The sequence below is a fragment of the Deltaproteobacteria bacterium genome (genome assembly GCA_016180855.1).
Taxonomy (GTDB): domain Bacteria; phylum UBA10199; class UBA10199; order JACPAL01; family JACPAL01; genus JACPAL01.
In genome coordinates, this window is the sequence record JACPAL010000003.1 from 72,876 (window position 1) to 96,597 (window position 23,722).

The following is a 23,722-nucleotide window of genomic DNA, read 5'->3' on the forward strand; positions in this document are numbered from 1 at the left end:
TTATTCACGGATCTGGCCGTTTCCTTTCACAACGAATTTGGTTGTTGTCAATTCCTCAAGACCCATCGGTCCGAAGGCGTGCAGTTTCGTGGTGCTAATCCCCATTTCCGCACCCAATCCAAGCTGGCCGCCGTCGTTGAAGCGGGTCGAGGCGTTCCAAAGAACAACGGAGGAATCAAGGCGTCTTAAAAACTCCGCTGCCGTCTTCCGGTTCTCTGTCACAATCGACTCGGTATGGGATGATCCATATTTCTGAATATGCCTGATAACCTCTTCAAGGCCTGGTACAACACGAACCGCCAAAATAAGATCCAGGTATTCCGCCGACCAATCCTTTTTGGTTGCCTTATTGACGTGAGGGACGATCTTCCGCACCCCGGCATCTCCGCGGATCTCCACACCGGCCTCTTCCATCTTTTTCACGATACGCGGGAGGAAATGGGGGGCGATCTTTTCATGAACCAGCAATGTTTCCATCGCATTGCAGACGCCGGGACGTTGGACCTTGGCATTAAAGGCGATTTTTTCGGCCATCTCCAGGTTGGCCTCTTCATCGACAAAGATATGGCAGACCCCTTTATCATGCTTGAGGACAGGAATTTTGGAGTGTCTTTCAATCCACCGCATCAAACCTTCTCCCCCGCGAGGGATGATCAGATCAATAGTGCCGCTCTGTCGCACAAGACTCTCCATCCCTTGTCTTGCAGTCGTCTCCACAACCTGAATCATATCGGGATTTTTGTTATCCTTCTTGAGAACTCCCTGGAGAATCCTGCCCAAAATCCGATTCGAGAAGAACGCCTCCGATCCTCCTCTCAAGAGGATCGCATTGCCCGATTTAAGGCAGAGACCTGCCGCATCGACCGTCACGTTCGGTCGTGACTCGTAAATCATTCCGATGACACCGAGGGGAATCCTGATCCGGCTGACCTCCAATCGATTCGGGCGTACCCAGGACTTTACTATTTGTCCCACAGGATCCGGGAGCCCACTCACCTCCTGAAGTCTATGGGCCATCTCCTCAATTCTTTTATCGGTTAAGGTCAGGCGATCCGTCAGGGCAGGAGAGAGTTTTTTTTGCCAAGCCTCTTTTAAATCCTTTTGATTCTGTTTATGGATCGTTTCCTTCTGGGCCAAAAGTGCATCCGCCATCTGGAGAAGGAGATAATTTTTCGCTTCCGTCGGCATAATGGCGACCTCCCGTGCCGCCTCTCGTGCCCTTTCCGCCATCCGTTGAATTTTTTTGGCGAGTATCATGTTAACACCAGGTCGTCCCGATGGACTACCTCATCCGGTCCTTTGTAACCCAACCTCTTCTCGATCTCAGATGTCTTCTCTCCTTTAATCTTTTGAATCTCTTGCGAGCTATAAGAGGAGAGTCCCCGGCCGATAACGATTCCTTGAGGGTTGCAAATATCAACGGCATCCCCTTGAACGAAACTTCCTTTAATCTCCTCGATACCGGAGGGAAGGAGGCTCTTTTTCTTGTCAATCAGGGCGTGGCAGGCCCCTTCGTCGAGCAAGAGAGTTCCCCTTGATTGAAGTGTATGGGCAATCCAATGTTTTCGTGCGGTCAGACTGTCACGTTCCGGAAGGAATAACGTTCCTACGGCCTCCGCTGCAAAAATCTTTTGGAGAATTTTCGGATCCTGACCATTGGCAATAATTGTCGGGATTCCATACTCGGCCGCCTTGCGACAGGCCTCCAGCTTGGACCTCATTCCTCCAACCGTCGTGTGGGAGGTCTCCTGGCCTGTTTTTTCAACAAGTGCGGTGTCTACGGATCGGACCAGTGGAATTTGAGTGGCCCCCGCCTCTCTCGTTGGGTTAGCGGTGAAGAGGCCGTCCTGATCTGTCAGGAGGATGAGTAGGTCGGCATCAACCACGTTGGTTGTTAATGCTGCCAGGTTGTCATTGTCACCAAACCGGATCTCTTCGACCGCCACCGTATCATTTTCGTTAATGATCGGTAGTGCCTTCCGCCTTAAAAGTTCAAAAAGGGTATGCTTGGCATTCAAAAACCGGGTGCGATCCTCCAGATCGCTTCGTGTGAGAAGGAGCTGGGCAACGTCGATTTTTGATCGGGCCAGAAGTTTTTGATAACAACTGATCAGAAAAGGCTGCCCAAGCGAGGCACAGGCCTGGAGCTCAGAAATTTTAGAGGGACGTTTCTGAAAGCCCCACCTTTGCATTCCCGAGGCGATAGCACCGGATGAGACCAAAACCAGTTGAAATCCCTTTTTATGGAGACACGAAACACCACGGACCAGTTCGGAGAGTCTCTTGAGAGAAAGGCGACCTGCTTGGTCTTTAAGGACGCTCGACCCTATCTTGATCACCACCCGGCCTGTTTTTTTGATGATCGATTGACGTTGTTGTTCGGTACCCACTTAAGCGAATTTTGCCCATTCTTCCGGGGTGTAGGTTTTTAACGAGAAGGCATGAAGGTCGCCGGAGGCGATCTCCGATTCGAAAACGCCTTTGATCATCCGGTGTTGCTCCAGCATCCTTTTCCCCTCAAAGGCCGGAGAAACCACAATCACCTGCCAATGGTCTTTTGTTCCTGTGAGATCCCGGATCTGGATGGTAGAACCGGGGAAGCTCTGCTGTATTTTTCTTTCAATTTCTGATGGGGTCACGGTACTTTTTTAAGACAATCGACGCACCTTGTCGAGTGGTTTGTCTTGTTTTCATGGGGTGGGCGGGACAAAGATCCTTTTTTGGGCACCTCGAAAAAAGACCCAGATGCAAGGCGCCCGCAAGGACGCGACCGGAGCGTACTTTCGTGGTACGTGAGGACGCGGACGAAGCGGGCAACGCAGCAGATGGGTGGTTTTTTAGAGGTGCCCTAAACAGTTGGGGTTGATGAGTCGGAGGGGAAGTCCCGATCCATGACCGTCTTACGGCCGTCGGCCTGGGCCTTGACAATCGCCTCATCGCACAACTTCTTGATCGCCTCGGAAAGCACGCCGAGGGTGCTGGCGGAGGTACTCATTTGGGATTTATCGCGGATATACTGTTTTATTTTTGAAGCAACAACGAGAAGATCACTCATGAAAGGCTCCTTTCTTTGCTTGAGGTGGACTGATATAACAGGCCTATGGACAAAGGCAAAAGAAATCTGAGGGTACAAAAATTTCTTTCGCAGGCCGGGATGGCATCGCGACGAGAGGCGGAAGGCTGGATTCGGGAAGGGAGGGTTGAGATTCATCGTAAAGGCTTGGCCAGGAGGATCTCCGCACAAATTGGCGAGGTCGTTGATCCGGACGAGGACGGGGTATTTGTTGATGGAGTAAAAATTCGGGAAACCCAAAAACATGTCTACTACCTCTTTCACAAGCCAAAGAATGTCATGGTGACACGAAAGGATCCGGAGAATCGTCCGACGATTTATGATTATCTGAAAGGGATTCCGGAGCGGGTTAATTATGTGGGTCGTCTTGATTTTGATTCGGAGGGGCTCATTCTTCTCACAAACGACGGTACGCTTCATCACCGCCTGACGCATCCTGGGTCCAAGGTGACAAAAAAGTATCAGGTGGAGGTTTCTTGTATGGGGACATCCCTCAAAGACGCGATTTGTCAATTAGCCTCAGGTATCAACATCGGTGATTATGTCACGGCCCCCTGTGAGATCAGAATTTTGAGTCAAGGGTCCAAGAGCACCTGGGTTGAAATGACACTCACGGAGGGGAAACAACGCCAGATTCGACGGATGTGGGACAAGATAGGTTTTCAGACCTTAAGACTGATTCGTGTGGCGATCGGCCCGCTCAACTTAGGAGATCTTTCAAAGGGGAGATATCGAAAATTGGATGATCGAGAGATTCAACTTTTGGAAAAGGGGCCTATTGAGCGGAGTCCTTAAGGAGCTCTAGAATCTTTTCTTCCTGTCCGGTCCTCTCCTCCTTCCTTCGGAGATAAGCTCGATACTCGATGAGTGCCGCATGATGCCGATCATTCTTTGCCCACATCTGTTTGATTTTTTCGATGTTCAAAGGGGATGGAACATACTCCCAGGCCTCAGGATTAAACCGTCCGATATCCCTAGTCAGAAATCGCGTTAAACCTTGAAACGCCTTCTCCTTGTCGTCGGGAGGGGCGTGATCGATCGCCTCAATCTTCACAGAAAGTTTCTTCTGCCAGATTTCCGGAACCCCTTCGTAAACCGGGAAGAGCTCATTGACCATGGCAGAGCCACCAACACTGAAGATATAATCGGCCACGACGCTTGCCCAGTGGGTTGAGCCCAGGGCGGATTGAACCGCCTGTGATGGCCACATCAGGGTGAGGTATCGGAGCTCGTGTGCCTTTTGGCAGTTCTCCCAGTTTTGGCCGTTCATTCTGGAGCTTAAATTGTTCATGGCGGGACCGATAAAGATCCCGTACTTCAAGACCAGTTCAACGGTGCGTGCGGCAATATTGGCGACTCCGGGCTTTCTCGGGAGGTCACCCAGTATGATCCATGGCATAATGAGCCCCATATAGCCCCAGACATTGGCCCCGACGACTCGGCCGGTGTCAATCCCCGTCCACTTACGACCGCTACGATTTTGGTAATAACCTTCCAATATAACATCAAAGAAAAGCATGAGAACGGCTGCTCGTCTAATAACAGAAAGATTTTTTTCAAATCCGTAGAGGAGTCGGATTCCGACGACATTGACCACCAGAATCATTGCCAAAGAGGCACCGATCCCTTTTTGATCCCCGAGGCTTTCACGGATATTTGCCAGGTATTCATGGCTAAAATCCCCCAAAATGTCCAAGCCAATGTAGTGATAACGTGCAACCTTGGTTAAAACAGATTTGGATAATCCACTTTTCCCTGCCAGGTGAGACGTTGGGAGCCCTCCACAGAATCCACCCAGAAAAAAGGCGAGTAGCGCATTTTCAACGATCTCATTGTTTTGTTTTTCCTTTTTTTTGAGGGACATGTCGCAAAGGTCATATCCGAGCCTTGTGGCACCGCTATAGAGACCAATTTGCAGGTAATTTTGCCAGTATTGTGGAGAACGAACGGCATGAACGGCATTTAGGGTAAGCTCTCTAAATTTATTCAAAACGCCTTTTCGGACATCACTAAAGAAAAAAACTCCCCCCAGCAGACCACCACCTCCCCCCAGGATCATCCCCTGGATAGCGGTTATTTTAATCTGGTCGTAGTCAACTTGATAGTCATCAGCGAGTCCAGCCGCACCTGCCTCTGCCAACAAGGTTAGAGCGGCACTTCCGAATCCACCCACGGCAGCTCCGGTGAGCATTCCGGCCAAGGAGCCGAACCAAAACCTTTTTGTTGCTGGCAGTTTTGTAAGCCAGCCCCCGGTTGAGGGAGGTGATCCAACAAAAGAGTCGAGTGAAAGCGTTCTGGAGAGATGAATAGCCGATATCGCCCCTGCCCCCAATGAGACAAGATTCGAAATGCGCTGACCAGTCTCCTGCTTGATCGGTAAATCTGACCTCATCGCTTTCCCAACAACCCTTATCTCGTCATTAGGCCTCGAAATGTTGTCACAACTTTGCGTCGATTTATTCGAAAATAAGGACGGGGGATGGAGGAGGTAGCTCCTCAGGATGAGGGACAAAGCCCCCACGGGAGGGGGGGCAGTAGAGTGAGGAATGAATTATCATAAGCAATATCAATGGGTTATTTTCTTAAAAACAATGAACTGGATGGCAGGGAAATTGCTACATCTATAAGAGAGTAGGAGGGGTTATGGCAGCAACGCCAGGTACACGAGAAATTAGGCAAGCACCAGCGGTTGACCCGAGGATTGCCGAGAGGGTTCAGGCCGAGATTGGCCGATTACGAGCCTCAGGTCGTACGGAAGAGGCGAACCAACTGGCCAGCCAGTACCAGCTAAATCCTTTAGGGACTTACAGGGGGCTGCTTGGGGGCACAAATGCATCGGGGGCTGTCGCCAAAAGGGCGGCATTTTTCGGAGGGGTTACCGATTCTCCAGCCTTGAGAAAACTATATGAAAAGGTGGGAGGGTACCCGGCAGATGCCTTACGGGCGATGCATCAGAATGGTGGCGATGAATACGCCTCTCTTTCAACATTAGCCGGTAATGCCTTGGAGGAATCGATTCGTAACAGCCGTTAGGAGAGATTATGACATTAAGTGAACTACTCTTAAAGTACCCACAACTTAAATTTCTGAAAAACTCTGCCGGCTTCAATGCCCTCCCGAGGGAGAAGCAGGAGTTCGTTATCCAGCTTTTTGATGATGCGATGTTTTGGGTCGATCTGGATCAGAAACCGAACTCCGACGATGGATTCAAATTCCTTGCGGCGAGTTACGGTCTCCAGAATGCCCAGCAGGAAGCCCAGGACAAAGGAATAAAGGGAAAAGAGTTAGAGCAGTTCATTCGTCCCCATCAGGATCTGTACACAATGTTCAATCCCTATTCGGGGAATAGCAACGAACCAAAAAAGAAATAATCAGAACTCCGCAGTCAGGCTTGTTCGGATTCCCCAAACGGAATTGGCCTCGTCATTCACAATCGTGTTCACCTGTGCCGCATTGGTGGGGTTGATCGGATTGTCGGAGCGGACATCATAGGTCTGTCCTGGCAGGAGATAACCGGCGGTCAGATCAAACAAAAGACTGTCGAAGAACCGTGCCTGAAAATTGCCGTCGACCTCGAGACCATACCACTTTTGTTCATTCCTGACATGCGGGAGGTCGCTGATGCCGATCATCTCCGAGAAATTGAGGTCAAAGTTGTTAGCAGGAGCCCAGGCGCTGATCACCTTAAATCCAATCTTTGCAGGGCCTGCCTTTGGGACAAAGGGTGCCAGGTTCAGGTGGTGCCAATAGCCCGCCGTTGAATAGATGGCATTATTGATAAAATTACCCGTTACCGGGACCGCACCAACCAGAACGCGTCCGGGCGTCCCATCCGCATTGGCTTGTGTGACTCTTGGGGAAGAACCAAGCGGGGCATGGAACAGAAGGAGGGCTATCTGATAGTCAGGTCGGAAACCAAATTGGGTGATTTTTGAAGAGAGCGGTTGTGAATCGCCCGAGGCATACCCTCCCTGGAACTTGATCTCACCAAAATCGAAATTTCCCTCAAGTTCAGTAGCTCCCATGTGGACCTGAAGTGTGTTTTGAGTCCCGCTAGCCGGGAGAACAACGGGGCCTCGGGCCCCTGTCGGTAGATTGTTGAACGGGATCGCATCCAGGGCCAACCCACTCGCAATCTTGCCGGTCATGAAGATATACTCCCCCTGCCATTTCCAGGTCCCTCTTTCAAACATGAGATAGAGATCGGCAAAGCTTACGAGCGTGTCGCCATCACGACCTGCTGCCTGCAATTCTCCAAGCTGGTAATTACCTTTTGAGTCGAGGACCGGGTTGCCATTTCCGTCCAGAAGGACGGAACGGGCGGTTGTCGTAGTATTTCCCTCCACACCATTCCGATAGCGTAGCCCCGAGAAAGTTCCGATCTGGAAGCTGTCTCCCTCATAAAGGAGGAGACCCGCAAACTGACGCATATCTTCAGGTGGTGTGGTAATAGCCCCTCCTAACCCGCTGATCCTTGGATCGGTTTGGCGGGTAAAGACGAAATCAGCGGCGGCCCCAATATTGACCGCGCCGGGGCCATCCTTCTCGATTCGGCCAAGCCACATGAACCGGTCAAAGGAGTCTCCAAAATCGGAGTCGAGTGAATTTCCACTGTTTTGAAAGACACCAAGACCCCAGTGGGACGCCTGTCGTCCAATCCGAAATTTGCCACCGGGTGTCATGATATCCATGTAGACCCGGCGTACATTCAGCGCCTTGTTTTCACCCGCCTCCCCTCCTGTTACACCAAGGGCCCCACCGGCCCCTGGAAGCTGGATCGTTCCAACAATAGGTGACAAGAATTCGACCTGCTTTACGCTCTCTGTACCGGCGATGACGTTGTCAAGGATATCGAACTGGGTGTGGATGGAGATGTTGTCATTAACCTTAAGCGTTGGTTCGAGACGAAATCGCTGTTGTGTAAAGAGCATCGTGCCGAAACGGTCATTGTCTCCTAGACCTCCTTGGTCGACTTGGGAGGGCTTTTGAGTGTCGAGGTCGACGTAGGAAACGACTCGGTTGCGGTAATAGCCCGGGATGGAAAGATCAAAGGCAAAAAGGTGGCACGGCAACAGCGATACTAGAAGAAAGAGTATGATAATTTGACGCAACAAGACAACTCCAGTCCCCCCAAGTTTGCGGCATCTTATTGATTTTGAAGAGGGAGTCAAACGAAAGAAAAAGGCGCCTGGTTGGGTAACCAGGCGCCTTTGTAACTAACCTTAAGTCTTAAGTAGACTTACATCATGCCGCCTGGGGGAGGCATCGAAGGGGTTTTTTCCTTCTCCTCCGGGCGCTCAGCAACCATCGCCTCTGTCGTAAGAAGCAGAGAGGCAACACTTGCGGCATTTTGAAGGGCGCAACGGGCGACCTTCGTTGGGTCGATGATTCCTGCCTTCAGGAGGTCTTCAAACCGCCCCTCTTCGGCATTGAACCCGAATGAACCGGTGTTCTTCTTGACCTCTTCAACAATCACCGCTCCCTCATAACCACCATTGTTGGCGATCCAACGGGCTGGCTCTTCAAGGGCACGTCGAACGATATCGATTCCGGATTTCTCATCGTCCGAATTCCCCTTCAACTTCTCCAACGCTGGCAGGCAGCGGATAAGGGCAACACCACCACCGGGGACAATCCCTTCCTCCACCGCGGCACGTGTGGCATGGAGGGCATCTTCTACGCGGGCCTTCTTCTCTTTCATCTCGGTTTCTGTGGCGGCGCCGACATTAATGACGGCAACACCACCAACCAGCTTGGCCAATCTTTCCTGAAGCTTCTCGCGGTCATAGTCGGAAGTCGTCTCTTCAACTTGCGCCCTGATCTGTTTGACACGACCCTCGATGGCGGTCTTTTTGCCGGAACCATCGACGATCGTTGTATTGTCTTTATCGATCGTCACTCTTTTGGCGCGACCGAGGTCTTCGAGTTTGACATCTTCCAGTTTGCGTCCAAGCTCCTCGGCAATGCAGGTTCCGCCGGTCAGGATGCCGATATCCTCCAACATCGCCTTACGACGATCACCAAAGCCGGGGGCCTTGACGGCACAGCACTGCAAAGTTCCACGGAGTTTGTTGACAACCAACGTTGCTAACGCCTCCCCTTCCACATCTTCCGCAATAATCAGGAGGGGACGTCCCGCTCGGGCAATGTTCTCGAGTAGCGGGAGAAGCTCCTTCATGTTGCTGATCTTCTTCTCATTGATCAGGATGTAGGGATTCTCCAAGACACATTCCATTCTCTCTGGATCAGTGACAAAATAAGGGGAGAGGTAACCACGATCAAACTGCATTCCTTCAACGACGTCGAGCGTTGTATCCATCGACTTCGCCTCTTCCACCGTGATGACACCCTCTTTGCCCACTTTCTCCATCGCCTCGGCAATAATCTTGCCGATCGTCTGGTCGTTGTTGGCAGAAATGGTACCAACCTGGGCAATCTCTTTGTGGTCCTTCGTCGGCTTGGAAAGCTTTTTTAGCTCTTCAACCGCCGAGGCAACGGCTTTATCGACACCACGCTTGATCGCCATCGGGTTATGACCTGCGGCCACCATCTTGGCTCCTTCACGATAGATAACCTGAGAAAGAACGGTAGCAGTCGTCGTTCCATCACCAGCGACATCAGAGGTCTTGGAAGCAACCTCTTTTACCATCTGGGCTCCCATGTTTTCAAACTTATCGGCGAGCTCAATCTCTTTGGCGACTGTCACACCATCTTTTGTGATGGTTGGAGATCCGAACGATTTCTCCAAAATGACATTCCGGCCCTTTGGGCCTAACGTTACCTTGACGGCATTCGCCAAGGCATTGACGCCCTTGAGGATCGCCTCACGGGCCTTCTGATCATAGATAATATCTTTTGCTGACATAATTCATTCCTCCTTAAGTGTTTGTTGAATGGTTACTCCACCACGCCTAAAATATCTTCCTCACGCATAATCAGATGTTCTTCACCATCGATCTTAACTTCGGTTCCTGAATACTTGCTGAAGAGAATCTTCTCTCCAACCTTCACGTCCGGGGTCGCAAGCTTTCCGTTATCAAGGACTTTTCCTTTACCAACGGCAACAACCTTCCCCTCCTGCGGCTTCTCCTTGGCTGTATCGGGAATGATAATCCCCCCTTTGGTCATCTCTTCTTCATTGATCCTCTTCACCAAGATCCGGTCCTGGAGAGGGCGAATGTTTTTGACAGTTTTTGCTGACATGTTTTTCTATCCTCCTTCTTTTTATTTTTTCCTTTTATTCCAAACGGTTAAATAACTTATCTCTCAAGGGCGTCGGGAATATAGTCATTGGTGAATGGTTGTCAAGTGGAAGACCGAAAATGTACGGGTCACAGGCAAAATGGGGCTGGAGAAAATAGAAGTTTCAAACTATATCGGCTCGCCCATGGAGATCATCAGTGATGAAACGATCGCCGCCATATCGACCCCACCGGGAAATGGGGCGATTGGCGTTGTTAGAATATCAGGGGATAAGGCCCTGGAAATACTTGAGAAAATATCGATTACTCAGATGGACTATCAATCGATTGAACCGGCAAAATTCTACCTTGGAAAGATTGTTGACCCCACAAAGCAAGCCCCCCTTGATCAAGTAATGATGGTATGGATGAAGGCCCCTAATTCATTTACGGGAGAAGAGCTTGTGGAGATCCATGCCCACGGTAATTATTTGATTTTAGAAGAGATACTGAGAATTGTGGTTCAATCTGGGGCAAGGCTTGCGATGCCGGGGGAATTTACCCGTCGCGCCTTTCAAAACGGCAAGATGGACCTTGTACAGGCGGAGGCGGTTAGTGATCTGATCCACGGCCTGAGTCATAAGGCGATAAAGATTGCCGAACGGCAATTATCCGGGGCGCTTTCAGAAAAAATCCAACTTCTAAAAAACAATTTGACGGTTTTGAGGGCCCAGATGGAGGCGATGATCGATTTTCCGGAGGATGAGGATGTTCAGGTGCTTCAGCACGATGAGATTGGAGAGAGAATAGAATTATTGTCCCGGGAGATTATACAACTCCTGGAAACCTATAATGAAGGGCAGGCGTACACGAAGGGGTTTTCTGTTGCTATTGTTGGCAGACCAAATGTTGGCAAGTCTTCCTTGTTAAATCGCCTGCTGGGAGAAGATCGCTCTATTGTTCATAATCTTCCTGGGACAACACGAGATACCATTGAGGAGATTTGTTATATTGCAGGACTTCCTGTTCGATTTGTTGACACGGCAGGGATTCGAAAAGGTTGTGAGTCGGTTGAAGAGGAAGGGATCAGAAGGACGCGAGAGAAAATCTTTAAGGTGGATCTGGTCTTGGCGTTGTTTGACGTGAGTGAACCATGGACAAAAGAGGATGACGAGGTGCTGGAGGCCGTATCAGGGCGAGAATATCTAACTATTTTTAACAAGCTCGATTTATCCCCGGAGGTCGATCGACCGGGCATCAAAATTTCCGCCAAAACGGGAGAGGGAGTTCCGGCGCTGAAGAGACAGATTTTTTCCCACTTTGTCAAAAACAAAGAGGGATCATCTCTTGAAAATGAAGGGCTGATTCTGACAAACACACGGCATAAGATCGCCTTAGAATTGGCCTTGGAGGCGATGAATCATGTTAAGAAATCAGCGGCCAATAAGATGTCTCTGGAGTTTCTTGCCGCCGATCTTCTGATTGCAACAAATCAGTTGGCCGAGATCACAGGCGAAATCACAAATGACGATCTGTTGAACGAGATCTTCTCAAAATTTTGCATCGGAAAATAAAGCCCTTAAGTCCTATTTGGAGTGGACCCCGATTAAAAGGCCACTCGTAAAAAGAACCCCGACAAAAGAGGCCAGAACGGTGGCACTACCCGGGCGACCTCTCAAGGAGGTAAAAACAGAGCTTGTCCATTGAAGACGCGGGTCGTCCTGCCCCAGATGATCCGCCGCATAAAAGACACCGCGAACCATTCGTTCAACCAGATCATCAATCTCACCGACAGGAAGCTCCAGCGGAGACCGGCTAAAGGCGACGCAGGACGCAAAATGCCGCAGCTCCTTTTTGGCGATCATCGTTCCGGCGGTTTGATGGTAGACAGTTCTTGCAACGTGCATCTCGGGATAGAGATACCGTCGGTCTGAAGGGAGTTGCGGCAGATGCTCCATCATGAGGCGAGCGGCCACACCCGGTTTCACTTCGGCAGTGACGCGAACCGCCTCTAACCTACCGTCAGCCAGTCTTAAAGGGGCTACACAGATCACCTTTCCCCCTTCGTTCGTCAGAGAGTCGGGGGTTGGTAAATGGAGCTCCTGGAGAAGTGCGGTGACAAGGCTTGAGGCTGATATTTCCATCATGGTATCGTCTCTCGGCCACCTGTTCGCTACGATCCGGAAACTGTTGTCCTAATTTCCGACCAAAATTCAATTAATGTACCTTTTACGGGTACGGCGCATACCGAGGCAATTATCTTCCATCGGTTGGTGGCGACAATCTCCAAACTAACGAATCAATCGGGGGCTCGCAGGGGGGATTGGTTGCCGGGTCGCAATGGAGTGCTGTTGGCATCTCGTCTGTAAGAGAAAGGCGCAAAAACCGGCCCTGTTCCTCAAGGAGCAGCATTTCACCCCCTTCTTCACTCAAGGGAAATATGAGACGAGAGGCATCAGAAACATCGGCAATGAGAAAGGTCATCCTCTCATAAGGGATGGAATAAAAACCGAAGAATAAATAGATTCCGCCCTGTTCCCAACCTCGAAACGGACCCAGGCCGGTGAGAAATACCTCTTGGGACAATGGGTTGGGGAGGATCCCTTCAAGTTGGATATCGAGGTGGTTGGTATAAAGGGTGTCGTCAACAACCGCCTCTGCCTCAAGTGAAATGATGGAGCCAAACCGTTTCCGTGCCTGCTCTACGAGACGCTCGGATTCTTCCTTAAAATCCCTGATGAAAGGGGGAATCTCGGTCTTCTTTTCGGGTGGATCAGTTTCGGGGGCCCCCTCTTTTTTTGGATTCTCTGGAATCTCCCCCTTCTCTCTGCAGGAGAGAAGACTCATGGAACCTGCCAAAACGATCAAAAGGGGATAGCGGGAACGGATCACACAGCGTGGATCGCCAATCGCCTGGCATTGTTGCGTTTAAAACCCGGTACCTCTGAAGAGAAGATAAAGTCCTGTCACGAACAGGTTGACGAGCGAGAGCGGCAACATCCCCTTCCACCCAAATCCCATGAGTTGGTCATAGCGGAATCTTGGGACGGTCCAGCGGACCCAGACGAAAAAGAAACAGAAGAGGGCGACTTTGATCAAAAAGGTGATCACCTGGCAGATTGCTGCAAAGACCGGGGGATACCAGTTGGGCAGAACCGGTAACCCCACGAGAAAGAGAAAGGCGATCACCGCTGCCCCCACCAATAAGGCAGGGACCCCAAAGGTCAGCACCTCAAAATCTCGAAGATCGCCGTATTTATGAGGACGAAACTGAATCACGAGCAGCAAACCTCCTAAAACAGATAAAACACCAAGGCCCAAAAGAAGAACTCGGGTCAGGAAAGGGGCCCCCTCGATTAAATCGGCCGTTGAAAGAAATGGGACCTGCCACCCTCCAAAGAAGAGGGAGACAATCACGGCCGACCCGACCACCATCGCCGCATACTCGGCCATAAAGAAGAGGGCGAACTTCATGCTTGAATATTCGACATGAAAACCGGCTACGAGTTCCGATTCTCCCTCGGGGAGATCAAACGGGGTCCGGTTTGTCTCGGCAAAGATTGCTACTGTGAAGAGGAGGAAGGCGAGCGGTTGCCGAACAACAAACCAGTGCCAAGGCAAATTTCCCTGTTCCTGAACAATCTGCTGAAGGCTGAGCGACTCCGCCACCATGAAGAGACTCATAATGGAGAGCCCCATCGAGATCTCATAACTAACCATCTGGGAAGAGGCCCGGAGTCCCCCCAAAAAGGAATACTTGTTGTTGGAGGACCAGCCGGCGAGCATGATGCCGTAGACCGCGAGTGACGAGAACGCAAAGAGGTAGAGGATCCCGACGTTCAAATCGGCAATCTGGAGAGAAAAGGCGGTTTCACCGATCCGGACAAGGTCCCCAAAAGGAATGACCGCCGTTGTGACAATGTAGACAAACATGATGATCAGGGGGGATAAGACAAAGTAAAACCGGTTGGCACCGGCCGGGATGAACTCCTCCTTACACAGCAGCTTGATCACATCCGCAAGGTTGTGGATAATCCCACCAAGACGGATCCCAAAGATCTGTGCTCGATTGGGTCCACGGCGATCCTGGATATAAGCAGCCCCCTTTCTCTCAAACCAGATCAACAGGGGGATGAAATTAAGAACGATGACGGGGATGAAAACAACCTTGGCGATGTTGGCTACGATTTCCACAGCTTCTGTACCTCGGCAAAAATCTCACTCGCCTGCTTCGCCTCTCCCGGAGGCGGAAAGGCGGGGTTAATTTTTTGAACCATTCCTTGCCGATTTGTAAAAGTCCCCTCGGACTCCGCCCAGGTTGCGACCGGCAGGATCAAGTCGGCATATTCGTACTCCGGCCGCTGATGGCTCGTGAGCAGGATTACCTTCCTGTTACGTTCTAACGAGAGCGCCCGGATGGACGATTCCGGCAATCCACCCAGAATAACAAATCCCTGGTATTTACGATCGGCGGTGATCGGTTTCATCCCCAAGGCGGTGACACCGGCACGGTTCGGATTTTTATCGGCCGAGATGAGGAAGTCATCCTGGCTGGGATTTGAAACCTCTTTCGCGTGAAAATAAAAATCTTTTACACCGATCGCCATAAGACAATCGATTAACGCCTTGTTCTCTTCATTCGTGAATTCCGCCGAACCGATACCGACAACCGATGCCGGCGACAAGCCGCTCAGTAATTCCTTGAATCGCCTTACCGCCTCCTTCATGCGGATGATCTGAAGACCCTTTTCTGATCGGAAATAGGGACTCCGCAACCGGCTTTCCTCGTTAATAGGCTTGTAGGTCAGTCTCCCCTCATCACACATCCAGAGCTGATTGACCGCCTCCTTCTCACGTGGCTTGAGACGGTAAATGACCCCCTTGTTGTGATCGATCTTGATGTTACAACCGGTGGAACAGCCGGGGCAGATCGAATCGGTTGACTTGAGGAACCAGACCCGTTGCTTGAAACGAAAATCGGTACTCGTGAGTGCCCCCACGGGACAGAGATCAACGGTATTCACAGAATAAGGATTGTCCAGTTCGCGGCCGGGATAAGTGGTCAATTCGGTGTGATTTCCGCGTTCTGTAAAGCAAAGCTCGTTGGTTTTGCTGATCTCATCGCAGAAACGAATGCAACGTGAACAGAGGATGCATCGTTCCATATCGAGTTTGACATACGGCCCGAGCGGGACTGCCTTCTCCTTATGGACCTTCTCCTCTGTCATACGGGAAGGTTTGAGGTCATGACTCATGTAGTATTTCTGGAGCTTGCATTCCCCCGCCTGATCACAGACGGGGCAATCGATCGGGTGATTGACGAGGATAAATTCAAGCACTGCCTGCCTCGCCTCGAGGACCTTGGGACTCTTGGTCTTGACAACCATCCCCTCCTGCACCTTGGTGTTGCAAGCGATCTGGAGCTTTGGCATCTTTTCGATCTCAACCATGCAGATCCGGCAATTGCCGGCAACGGACAGCTTCCGATGGTAACAGTAATGGGGGACCGATGAGCCGGCAAGCTTTGCCGCCTCAATGACGTTCACGCCATCGGGGGCATTGATCTCCTTGCCATCGACCGTGATTTTTGGCACGAGGGAGAGATACCAACCGGCTTTTACTGGCGTCAACTTGAAAAGCCGGATGAATTCGGTGCGGAGTGAACCAACCATGGACAAGCTAACGATCAAAAATTACGGCTCAGGGGAATTAATTCTCTCTAACTCTGACAACCATTCCCTGAAACTCTCCCACGAACAGGCGAATCGCCTCATCCTGTTTGCACGCATGCATACCGTGGAGGAGTTTGTGGCACAACTTCCGAAGCTGTTGTCCGATCACAAAATCGTGAGTCAGATGAGAGATTTTTTTGACAAGGCAACAACCTCTTCCGAACGCTGGAACATCAAGGAAAAATTTGCCCGACTTGTTACGATGGTCAAGGGGTATCAACCGTCTCACCCCGACAAGGTGATTGAGGAGATCATAGTTCCATGAATATTTCGGCCATTGCGAGACAACTTCATCGTGCCTCTGTTGTAATCGATCTCCATGCCGATACCACGATCCCGATGAAATGGGTGCGGTATCAAGTCGGCAAACGGCATCGACCGGGCCTCCCGGGCAAGTTTGGTTTCTTTCACTGTGATATCCCTCGCTGGAGGGAGGGGGGATACAAGGGGCAGTTTTTGGGGCTTGGGACTTTTCCCTATCCGGAAAAGGGGTGTACCAACTCCTGTCTCAGACAGGCGGAGATGATCCGGGAGGCGTGTCTCAGGCACCCGGAGGATCTTGTTCACGTGACTTCCGCCGAAGAGCTGCGAATGGCTGCCCGGGATGGAAGGGTAGCGATCCTCATGGGGGTGGAGGGGGGACACAACCTTGAGGCGGATGCTCACAACGTGAGACGATTCCACGAGGCGGGGGTCCGTTACATCGGCCTCACCCACTTCTCTAAAAATCGGGTAGGCCCCCCTTCGGGTGGATATGGGGCAAGTCGGGAGGCCCCACTCACCGACTTTGGTCGTGATCTGATCACAGAAATGAACCGATTGGGGATGATGGTGGACCTTGCCCATGTCGGACGGCAGGCCTTTTTACAGGCGGCTCGTTTCTCGACTAAACCGGTTATTGTGAGTCACACCGGTATCTCTGGGGCGCGCCCCCTCTGGCGCAACCTCGATGATGAACAGATCAGGGCGGTTGCGGAGACTGATGGGGTGATCGGGATCATCTTTGCCTGGCGCTACATCTGCATGGGGAGGAAGGGAGATCTTGCCGATCTTCTCCCCCATTTTGAACATGTACGAAGATTACTCGGTGGGGCTCGCCATCTCGCCTTGGGAAGCGATTTTGATGGGGCGATCGTTCCCGTTCGTGGACTGGAAGATGCCTCACACCTGCCGGCGGTTACCCAAATGCTCCTCGATGCGAAATGGTCCGAGCAGGATATTCGAGGGGTTCTTGGGGAAAACGTTCTAAGGGTGCTCAAGGCAGTTACGAGCTGAAACTTTTGATCGCTTAAATCTTTCAGAGGTGAAATATTTTTTGGAGATCCGGTTTCGATTGTCTCTACAAACGGAAGAAGTTCCTCAAAGTGTCCTCCCAACTGCTTGGGCGATTTTGCTCAGTTTTTCCATCAACTCCTCAAATCGTTTGAAGGTGAGGGACTGACCGCCGTCGGAGAGGGCAACCTCCGGATTGGGGTGGACCTCCACCATGATGCCATCGGCCCCCGCCGCAATTCCGGCCAACGCCATCGGGATGACATAAGACCAGTTCCCTGTGCCATGGGAGGGATCAACAACAATCGGCAGGTGGGTTTGTCCCTTCACAACCGGGATCGCGTTGAGATCGAGTGTATTGCGGGTCGAGGTTTCGAAGGTCCGTATGCCACGCTCGCAAAGGATCACCCTGGAGTTGCCACCGGTCAGGATATACTCGGCCGAGAGAAGCCACTCGCGGATCGTCGTTGACATCCCCCGCTTCAGAAAAACCGGTTTTTTCAGCTTTCCGAGTTCCTTGAGGAGCGAAAAGTTTTGGACGTTTCGTGCCCCTACTTGAAGGACATCGGCATAGCGATCGACCAACTCAACATCTTCCGGTCCCATCACCTCGGTGATGATCGGAAGCCCGGTCTCTTTTCTCGCCTTGGCCAGTATCTTCAGACCCTCCTCCTCTAATCCCTGAAACTCGTACGGAGAGGTCCGCGGCTTAAAGGCGCCGCCTCGAAGGAGCTGGGCCCCCGCCTTTTTGACGGCCCGGGCTGTCTCCATGAGTTGCGTCTCACTCTCCACAGAGCAGGGACCCGCCATGACACAAATCTGCTTTCCACCGACTGAAATGGTGTCAGTCACCTTAATGACGGATGGCTCTTTGCGGGTCTCCCGGCTGGCGAGCTTGTACGGCTTTGAAATCGGGACAACGGAATCGACCCCATCCAGACTCTGAAGGTCGTAAAGGTCCGATTTTTTCTTCTCATGCCCGATACAGGCGATGACGATCCGATCCTCGCCATGAATAACGTGAGGTTTGAACCCGAGCTTTGTGACCCCTTGCGTGACGGCGTCGACTTGTCTCTTGGCCGCGCCGACCTTCATGACCACAATCATGGGCGGCAGTTTGTAGCGTTTAGTGAAAAGTGTCTACCTAAAAATCAAGGAGGAACTCGGCCTTGATCTTGCGGACCTCCTGGAGCTGCCAGGAAAAATCCGATTTCCACCATGCCTTTTTTTCATCCCTTAAGATCGCCTCATTCAATAAATTTTCTATCTTCTGCATTCGTCTCTTCGCTTGTTCCCTCTTCCACTCATCCGGGCTGTAACGATAGCCCTGAGCCAGCTCCTTGTATTTTTGATAAACGACCTGATTATTCTGAAGCAATGTTTCGCTGATAATCGTTATCGGATGCGTGACGATACTGTAGAAAAAAATCGGCATCGGTTTTGTTGTGATCATCGACCAGGCGCCGTAACCGAGCAGTTTGGGAATCGGCTTCACTGTATCAACGGACGCTGAACTGATAATATAGGCCGGGCTGGTAAATGCTTGCGCCCATCGGCAGAGTACCGACGTTAAAAAGGCGACCGACGCGCCGGCGACGAAGAGAGAAGACATATAACCGATGCGCGGTTTTTCGAAGATCGTTCGAACAATTTTCCCGACGGTTATCTTCTGCCCGCCGCGGTTGACATACATGACCGCGGTTCGAATACGATCCAGATCGTCAATAACGGGGAAAAACGATTTTATCCAATTGGAGCGTGCGCTCCTTCCGATTTTATCAAAGAGTACTTCCGCCAACTGACCCATGACGGCCATTCCGGAGAAGGCCATCGGCGTTAGCAAGGCCCGCATCCCCCACTCGGAAGAGAATAGATTAAAAGAGAAATCCTCAGGCTCCACCTGGTAGCTTCCCCTCAGTCGGGAATGTCCAAGCCAATCCGGCAAAAATCTTCCGAGGCAGTAAGATAAAGAGTAGAGCGCCATCCAACCGAGCGTTGCCTTTTTGGAAAGAATTTTTGCAAAACCCGGGACATCCTCAAGCATTCTTCTTCCATAATATGCAGTGATCGCAAACCCCGGAACGATCATCGCCAAGGCCGCCCCCTTATTAAGAAAGTCACGATACCCGCCGATCGTTCCAAAGCCGGGCTCCGCGACACAGCGGGCGTGGTAAACCTCGTTTTTAAACTGATTTGTGTCGCCGGTTTTGAAGTAGTTGGCCAGTTTATGGCCGCCATTCACCAATTCGTCCGGAGAACTAAGCAGTTTATATTTGGAAACGGCAAGGACTGTCCCCAAATAACCGACCGCCACGACCTTCCCCCATGGGGAGAAGGAAAGCGGCTTTAAGATGTGGCTTTTGTAGCTGACGCGCAACGAATCCCCCAACTGTGTTACCGGCTAGATCGTTTATTTGTCATAAAAGGTGCTAGTGATCACCGTCCTATTAAGGGTGTGTTGAAAAATGGCTTCATTTCTAAAGTTGCCACCAGGATTTGCTTGGAGTAAGCACCCCCTCATGCACCTCAAAAAAGAAGAGATCGCCCGGCTGGCGCATCAGATTGGCGAAAATCTCAAAAAAAGCGGGGTTGTCTTCAAGGTGGAGGAGAGACGGATCGTTGAAAAGGTCGAGACGGTGATTCAAAAGAATGTTGATGACGAACACCGGATTGAAGACGAGGTCAAAAAGCTCATGGAGCAGTATCGTGCCCAGATTGCCACGGGTTCGGTTGACCCTCAAAAGGTTTATATGATGATCAAGAAGCAGGTCGCAAAGGACAGAAAATTCATTTTATGAAGCCGTCTGATGATCGCATCAACCACGTTGCCCATTTGATCCACGACCGGCTCTACCACGAGGATTTTGTTGATTACCCCGATGAAGATAAGGCCCTTCGGGAGATCAAAAAGACCCTTATTCATTTTTTTCAGGTCGATGAAGAGGCGGATCAGGCGGCACAGGAAAAGATCGCCTCGCTGAAGAGGGAGGTTTTACCCGGGAGCCGCGAGTGGGAGGTTCTCTACCGGAAGTATTTCGAGGAGGAATTGGCCAAGAGGGGGCGGGGATGAGGGAGCATTGGGATTGACGGTGCAGGAGGAGGCTGTATAAAGCGTCTCCTCAAGGAGATTCAGTATGACAGTCAGGGTCGGTATCAACGGACTTGGACGGATCGGTAAGGGGATTGTCAGCGCCTGGGTGGAGAGAAATTTTGAGGGGGCCGAGATTGTCATGATCAATGACAAGACGGAGGCGGCCCATTTTGCCCATCTTCTGAAGTACGATTCCGTTCACGGCCACCTTCACGCCGACCTTCGTGCGGATGGAAATGTCCTTGTGATTGGTGGCTCGAAGAGGATTCTCCTCTGTTCCCACAAGTCTCCGGCTGAAATCCCGTGGGGAGAACAGGGGGTTGATGTCGTCCTGGAGTGTACGGGAAAATTCACCGACAAGAGTGAGGCAGAAAAACACCTGCACAATGGCGTTAAAAAGGTGATTATTTCGGCGCCTGCCAAGAATCCTGATGCCACCTTTGTTATCGGTGTTAATGAAAAGGAGTATGATCCTTCCAGGCACCATGTCGTTTCCAACGCCTCTTGTACGACGAACTGTCTTGCCCCTGTCGCCAAAATACTCAACGATTTTCTGGGGATTGAACGTGGTTTCATGACGACGATCCATTCGTATACGAATGATCAGAACATTTTAGACAAATATCACAAGGATCTGCGTCGGGCTCGGGCTGGTAACCTTTCGATGATTCCAACAACGACGGGGGCCGCCAAAGCGATCGGCGCGGTGATTCCGGAGCTCTCCGGAAAATTTGATGGTCTGGCGGTTCGGGTCCCGACGGCCAATGTTTCCATTGTTGATCTCGTGGTCAATGTCAAAAAAGAGACAACCGTTGAGGAGGTGAACGGGCTCTTCCGTGAGATGGAAATAGGTCGTTACCGCGGTATTCTCTCCACCTCCAGGGCGCCGCTCGTTTCGATCGATTTTAATGGTTCTTGGGATTCGGCGATTGTCGACCTGCCGCTGACCAACGTGAACGGCGGACGGATGGTCAAGGTAATGGTTTGGTATGACAACGAGACCGGGTTTAGCCACCGGATGCTCGATTTGGCGATCATGATCGGAGAGCGTCTTTCCTAGATGGGGCTCAAGATTTTACAGGATTTGAATGTTAGGGGACGGTCTGTTTTTCTTCGTGTTGATTTCAATGTCCCGCTCACCCAAGAGGGCAAAATCCTGGATGACACGCGGATCCAGGAGGCGTTGCCAACGATCCGCTATCTTTTGGGGCAGCAGGCCCGTCTGGTTCTCGCTTCGCATCTAGGACGCCCGAAGGGGAGGCATGATCCCCAGCAGAGCCTGCTTCCGGTTGGCGAACACCTCTCTGAAATTTTAAAGCAGGAGGTCATTTTTCCGGAGGATTGTATTGGGGATGCCGTCAAGAAGCTCATTCATGACATAAGAGAGGGTCAAATTCTTCTCCTGGAGAATCTCCGGTTTCATCCCGAAGAGGAACAAAATGACCCTGAATTTTCCAAAAAACTCGCCTCCCTCGCAGAGGTTTACATTACCGATGCCTTTGGCTCCCTCCATCGGGCCCATGCCTCGACGGTCGGGATGACCTCCTATTTCAAGGAGAAGGGAATCGGCCTTCTGGTCCAAAAAGAGTTGGAGATTCTTCAGAAAATACTGAAGTCACCCGAGCGTCCGTTTTATGCGGTCCTTGGTGGGGCCAAGGTTTCTGACAAGATCGGTGTCATTGAAAATCTTCTGGGACGCATTGATGGCCTCTTTTTGGGAGGGGCCCTTGCCTACACCTTTCTAAAGGCACGGGGAGAATCGATTGGCCGCTCCCGATTTGAAGAGGAGAAGCTTTATTTTGCCAAGAAGGTTCTCAAGTTGGCCGAAGAAAAAGGGATTGCCGTTTATCTGCCGATCGATCATAAGGTGGTGACCGAAATCCAGGTTGGAGGGCAATCAGAGTTTCAGGTTGTCCGTTTGATCCCTCCCGACAAGATAGGAGTCGATATTGGGCCAGCCACGATCCAAAAATATCAGGAGAGACTCGCAAAGGGGCGTACAATATTTTGGAACGGCCCCATGGGGATCTTTGAGGAGCCTCTTTTTGCGGAAGGGACACGCCAAATCGCCGCGTCGATCGCCAAGCCCGGTATCACGTCTGTCGTGGGGGGGGGGGAGAGTGTCACTGCCTGTCGCCAAGCGGGCGTCGGAGAGCAGATAACCCATCTCTCAACGGGTGGTGGAGCGATGCTGGAGTTTGTTGAGGGGAAGCTGTTACCCGGCCTCAAGGCATTGGAGAGTTAGGCATGAACCGTTTGATTATTGTTGCTAATTGGAAAATGAATGGGACGGTGTCGGAGACTCTCAAGATGATTACCGAGTTGAGTCACCGTCTTGAGAAGCAAACGATTGCCGAAGTGGTGATCGCCCCGCCGTTCACATCGCTTTATTCGGCGCAAATTGTCCTGCAGGAGACGAGCTTCAAGCTGGCGGCCCAAAATTGCCACTGGGAGCATGAAGGGGCTTACACCGGAGAGGTTTCACCCGATTTCTTGAGAGAGATCGGGTGCAGTCACGTCATTGTGGGACATTCGGAGAGAAGACGCTATTTTGGCGAGACCGATGAGATGGTGGGACGAAAGATCCAGACCGCGCTTGCCTCTGAACTGACCCCGATCTTTTGTATTGGTGAGACAAAAGAGGAACGATCCAGTGGAAGGACCGAGGCTGTTCTGGAGCAACAGATCAAAAAGGGGCTTCAGGGTCTTCCGATGGGGGATATCAAAGATTTGATTATTGCTTATGAGCCGGTTTGGGCGATTGGCACCGGAGAGACGGCAGCCCAGGAGCAGATTGAGAAAGAGCATAGTTACATCCGCAATCTTATTGCTCGGGCCTACGATGCCCCGACGGCGAACAGGATCCCACTTCTTTACGGGGGAAGTGTGAACAGTGACAACATCAAGAAGATTGTTGAGACGCGGAACGTTGACGGTGTTCTGGTGGGAGGGGCGAGTCTTTCACTTGAAAAATTTGTCAAAATGATCCGGCTCGCGGAATCGAGGGAGGTTCACTGATGCATCTTGTCTTGACGATTTTACACTTCATTCTCTGTTTTATCTTGATCGGCGTTATCCTTCTCCAGGCTGGCAAAGGGGCCGATATCGGGGCTGCCTTTGGTGCTGGTGGTTCACAAACCGTCTTTGGTCCGCGCGGGGCGACCACTTTCCTAAGCAAGATGACAGCGGCCGTTGCCATCCTCTTTCTGTTGACCTCTATCACACTGGCTCGCATGGCAAGACAGGGACCGGGTGGAAGTGTGCTGGAAAAGTATCCGGCCAAGACCGAGGTTCAGACTCCACAGACTGCCCCTCAGGAAGCTCCTTCGGCGAATGTTCCTCAACCGACGGATTCCAATGAAAAGAAATAATT

General features: G+C 51.3%; 26 protein-coding genes. 12 read left to right on the top strand and 14 right to left on the bottom strand.

What is annotated here, in order from left to right; genetic code table 11:
* The 4 genes from HYT77_01895 to HYT77_01910 all read right to left on the bottom strand — a co-directional run bounded on the left by HYT77_01895 (position 1) and on the right by HYT77_01910 (position 3,055).
* A complete protein-coding gene (locus HYT77_01895) occupies positions 1-1,257 on the bottom strand; it encodes a glutamate-5-semialdehyde dehydrogenase (GenBank protein MBI2066753.1) in 1,257 nt (418 codons plus the stop codon).
* Positions 1,254-2,390, bottom strand: a complete 1,137-nt coding sequence (gene proB / locus HYT77_01900; protein MBI2066754.1) for a glutamate 5-kinase — start codon at positions 2,388-2,390, stop codon at positions 1,254-1,256. The genes HYT77_01895 and proB overlap by 4 nt, the downstream gene beginning before the upstream one ends.
* Complete coding sequence (locus HYT77_01905; GenBank protein ID MBI2066755.1) at positions 2,391-2,639, bottom strand: BolA family transcriptional regulator; 249 nt, start codon at positions 2,637-2,639, stop codon at positions 2,391-2,393.
* Between the two features lie 209 nt (positions 2,640-2,848).
* Positions 2,849-3,055, bottom strand: coding sequence for a hypothetical protein (locus HYT77_01910; GenBank protein ID MBI2066756.1), 207 nt, complete (start codon positions 3,053-3,055; stop codon positions 2,849-2,851).
* 99 nt (positions 3,056-3,154) lie between these two features.
* On the opposite strand from HYT77_01910, the gene HYT77_01915 reads away from it, so the two are divergent.
* Positions 3,155-3,868, top strand: coding sequence for an rRNA pseudouridine synthase (locus tag HYT77_01915; GenBank protein MBI2066757.1), 714 nt, complete (start codon positions 3,155-3,157; stop codon positions 3,866-3,868).
* Here the strand turns inward: HYT77_01915 and HYT77_01920 are convergent.
* On the bottom strand, positions 3,849-5,465 hold the full coding sequence (locus HYT77_01920; protein MBI2066758.1) for a hypothetical protein: 1,617 nt from the start codon (positions 5,463-5,465) through the stop codon (positions 3,849-3,851). The two genes, HYT77_01915 and HYT77_01920, sit on opposite strands and share 20 nt — an antisense overlap.
* Before the next feature lie 251 nt (positions 5,466-5,716).
* Here HYT77_01920 and HYT77_01925 point away from each other — a divergent pair, with 251 nt between their 5' ends.
* Both HYT77_01925 and HYT77_01930 read left to right on the top strand, forming a co-directional pair.
* Positions 5,717-6,106, top strand: coding sequence for a hypothetical protein (locus HYT77_01925; GenBank protein MBI2066759.1), 390 nt, complete (start codon positions 5,717-5,719; stop codon positions 6,104-6,106).
* 8 nt (positions 6,107-6,114) lie between these two features.
* On the top strand, positions 6,115-6,444 hold the full coding sequence (locus HYT77_01930; GenBank protein ID MBI2066760.1) for a hypothetical protein: 330 nt from the start codon (positions 6,115-6,117) through the stop codon (positions 6,442-6,444).
* On the opposite strand, the gene HYT77_01935 is transcribed toward HYT77_01930, so the two are convergent.
* The 3 genes from HYT77_01935 to groES all read right to left on the bottom strand — a co-directional run bounded on the left by HYT77_01935 (position 6,445) and on the right by groES (position 10,276).
* Positions 6,445-8,145, bottom strand: a complete 1,701-nt coding sequence (locus HYT77_01935; protein MBI2066761.1) for a hypothetical protein — start codon at positions 8,143-8,145, stop codon at positions 6,445-6,447.
* 167 nt (positions 8,146-8,312) lie between these two features.
* Positions 8,313-9,938 (bottom strand): chaperonin GroEL, encoded by a 1,626-nt coding sequence (gene groL, locus HYT77_01940; protein ID MBI2066762.1) that lies wholly within the window; start codon positions 9,936-9,938, stop codon positions 8,313-8,315.
* A gap of 32 nt (positions 9,939-9,970) precedes the next feature.
* Positions 9,971-10,276: a co-chaperone GroES gene (gene groES / locus HYT77_01945; protein MBI2066763.1), complete on the bottom strand. Its 306-nt coding sequence runs from the start codon at positions 10,274-10,276 to the stop codon at positions 9,971-9,973.
* A gap of 94 nt (positions 10,277-10,370) precedes the next feature.
* Between groES and mnmE the strand changes: the two genes are divergently transcribed.
* A complete protein-coding gene (gene mnmE, locus HYT77_01950; GenBank protein ID MBI2066764.1) occupies positions 10,371-11,828 on the top strand; it encodes a tRNA uridine-5-carboxymethylaminomethyl(34) synthesis GTPase MnmE in 1,458 nt (485 codons plus the stop codon).
* A gap of 12 nt (positions 11,829-11,840) precedes the next feature.
* Here mnmE and HYT77_01955 read toward each other — a convergent pair whose 3' ends face one another.
* From HYT77_01955 to HYT77_01970, 4 genes are all read right to left on the bottom strand, one after another.
* Positions 11,841-12,401 carry a hypothetical protein gene (locus HYT77_01955; protein MBI2066765.1) on the bottom strand — a complete coding sequence of 187 codons (561 nt, stop codon included), beginning with the start codon at positions 12,399-12,401 and terminating at the stop codon, positions 11,841-11,843.
* A gap of 109 nt (positions 12,402-12,510) precedes the next feature.
* Positions 12,511-13,146, bottom strand: coding sequence for a hypothetical protein (locus HYT77_01960; protein ID MBI2066766.1), 636 nt, complete (start codon positions 13,144-13,146; stop codon positions 12,511-12,513).
* 36 nt (positions 13,147-13,182) lie between these two features.
* Complete coding sequence (locus tag HYT77_01965; protein ID MBI2066767.1) at positions 13,183-14,448, bottom strand: NADH-quinone oxidoreductase subunit H; 1,266 nt, start codon at positions 14,446-14,448, stop codon at positions 13,183-13,185.
* On the bottom strand, positions 14,436-15,848 hold the full coding sequence (locus tag HYT77_01970; protein MBI2066768.1) for a (2Fe-2S)-binding protein: 1,413 nt from the start codon (positions 15,846-15,848) through the stop codon (positions 14,436-14,438). Before HYT77_01970 ends, HYT77_01965 begins: the two co-directional genes overlap by 13 nt.
* Before the next feature lie 76 nt (positions 15,849-15,924).
* On the opposite strand from HYT77_01970, the gene HYT77_01975 reads away from it, so the two are divergent.
* The gene (locus tag HYT77_01975) at positions 15,925-16,251 is read left to right on the top strand and encodes a hypothetical protein (protein MBI2066769.1); all 327 of its coding nucleotides are present in this window, start codon (positions 15,925-15,927) and stop codon (positions 16,249-16,251) included.
* Positions 16,248-17,261, top strand: a complete 1,014-nt coding sequence (locus tag HYT77_01980) for a dipeptidase (GenBank protein ID MBI2066770.1) — start codon at positions 16,248-16,250, stop codon at positions 17,259-17,261. Before HYT77_01975 ends, HYT77_01980 begins: the two co-directional genes overlap by 4 nt.
* 84 nt (positions 17,262-17,345) lie before the next feature.
* Here HYT77_01980 and aroF read toward each other — a convergent pair whose 3' ends face one another.
* Positions 17,346-18,365, bottom strand: a complete 1,020-nt coding sequence (gene aroF, locus HYT77_01985; GenBank protein MBI2066771.1) for a 3-deoxy-7-phosphoheptulonate synthase — start codon at positions 18,363-18,365, stop codon at positions 17,346-17,348.
* A 37-nt stretch (positions 18,366-18,402) separates the two neighbouring features.
* A complete protein-coding gene (locus HYT77_01990) occupies positions 18,403-19,647 on the bottom strand; it encodes a hypothetical protein (protein ID MBI2066772.1) in 1,245 nt (414 codons plus the stop codon).
* 130 nt (positions 19,648-19,777) lie between these two features.
* On the opposite strand from HYT77_01990, the gene HYT77_01995 reads away from it, so the two are divergent.
* The 6 genes from HYT77_01995 to secG all read left to right on the top strand — a co-directional run bounded on the left by HYT77_01995 (position 19,778) and on the right by secG (position 23,720).
* Positions 19,778-20,056: a DUF507 family protein gene (locus HYT77_01995; GenBank protein ID MBI2066773.1), complete on the top strand. Its 279-nt coding sequence runs from the start codon at positions 19,778-19,780 to the stop codon at positions 20,054-20,056.
* Complete coding sequence (locus HYT77_02000; GenBank protein ID MBI2066774.1) at positions 20,053-20,328, top strand: DUF507 family protein; 276 nt, start codon at positions 20,053-20,055, stop codon at positions 20,326-20,328. The genes HYT77_01995 and HYT77_02000 overlap by 4 nt, the downstream gene beginning before the upstream one ends.
* 64 nt (positions 20,329-20,392) lie before the next feature.
* Complete coding sequence (gene gap, locus HYT77_02005) at positions 20,393-21,409, top strand: type I glyceraldehyde-3-phosphate dehydrogenase (protein ID MBI2066775.1); 1,017 nt, start codon at positions 20,393-20,395, stop codon at positions 21,407-21,409.
* Positions 21,410-22,594, top strand: coding sequence for a phosphoglycerate kinase (locus HYT77_02010; protein ID MBI2066776.1), 1,185 nt, complete (start codon positions 21,410-21,412; stop codon positions 22,592-22,594).
* A gap of 2 nt (positions 22,595-22,596) precedes the next feature.
* Positions 22,597-23,367 carry a triose-phosphate isomerase gene (locus HYT77_02015; GenBank protein MBI2066777.1) on the top strand — a complete coding sequence of 257 codons (771 nt, stop codon included), beginning with the start codon at positions 22,597-22,599 and terminating at the stop codon, positions 23,365-23,367.
* Complete coding sequence (gene secG, locus HYT77_02020; GenBank protein ID MBI2066778.1) at positions 23,367-23,720, top strand: preprotein translocase subunit SecG; 354 nt, start codon at positions 23,367-23,369, stop codon at positions 23,718-23,720. Before HYT77_02015 ends, secG begins: the two co-directional genes overlap by 1 nt.
* Positions 23,721-23,722: the final 2 nt, after the last annotated feature.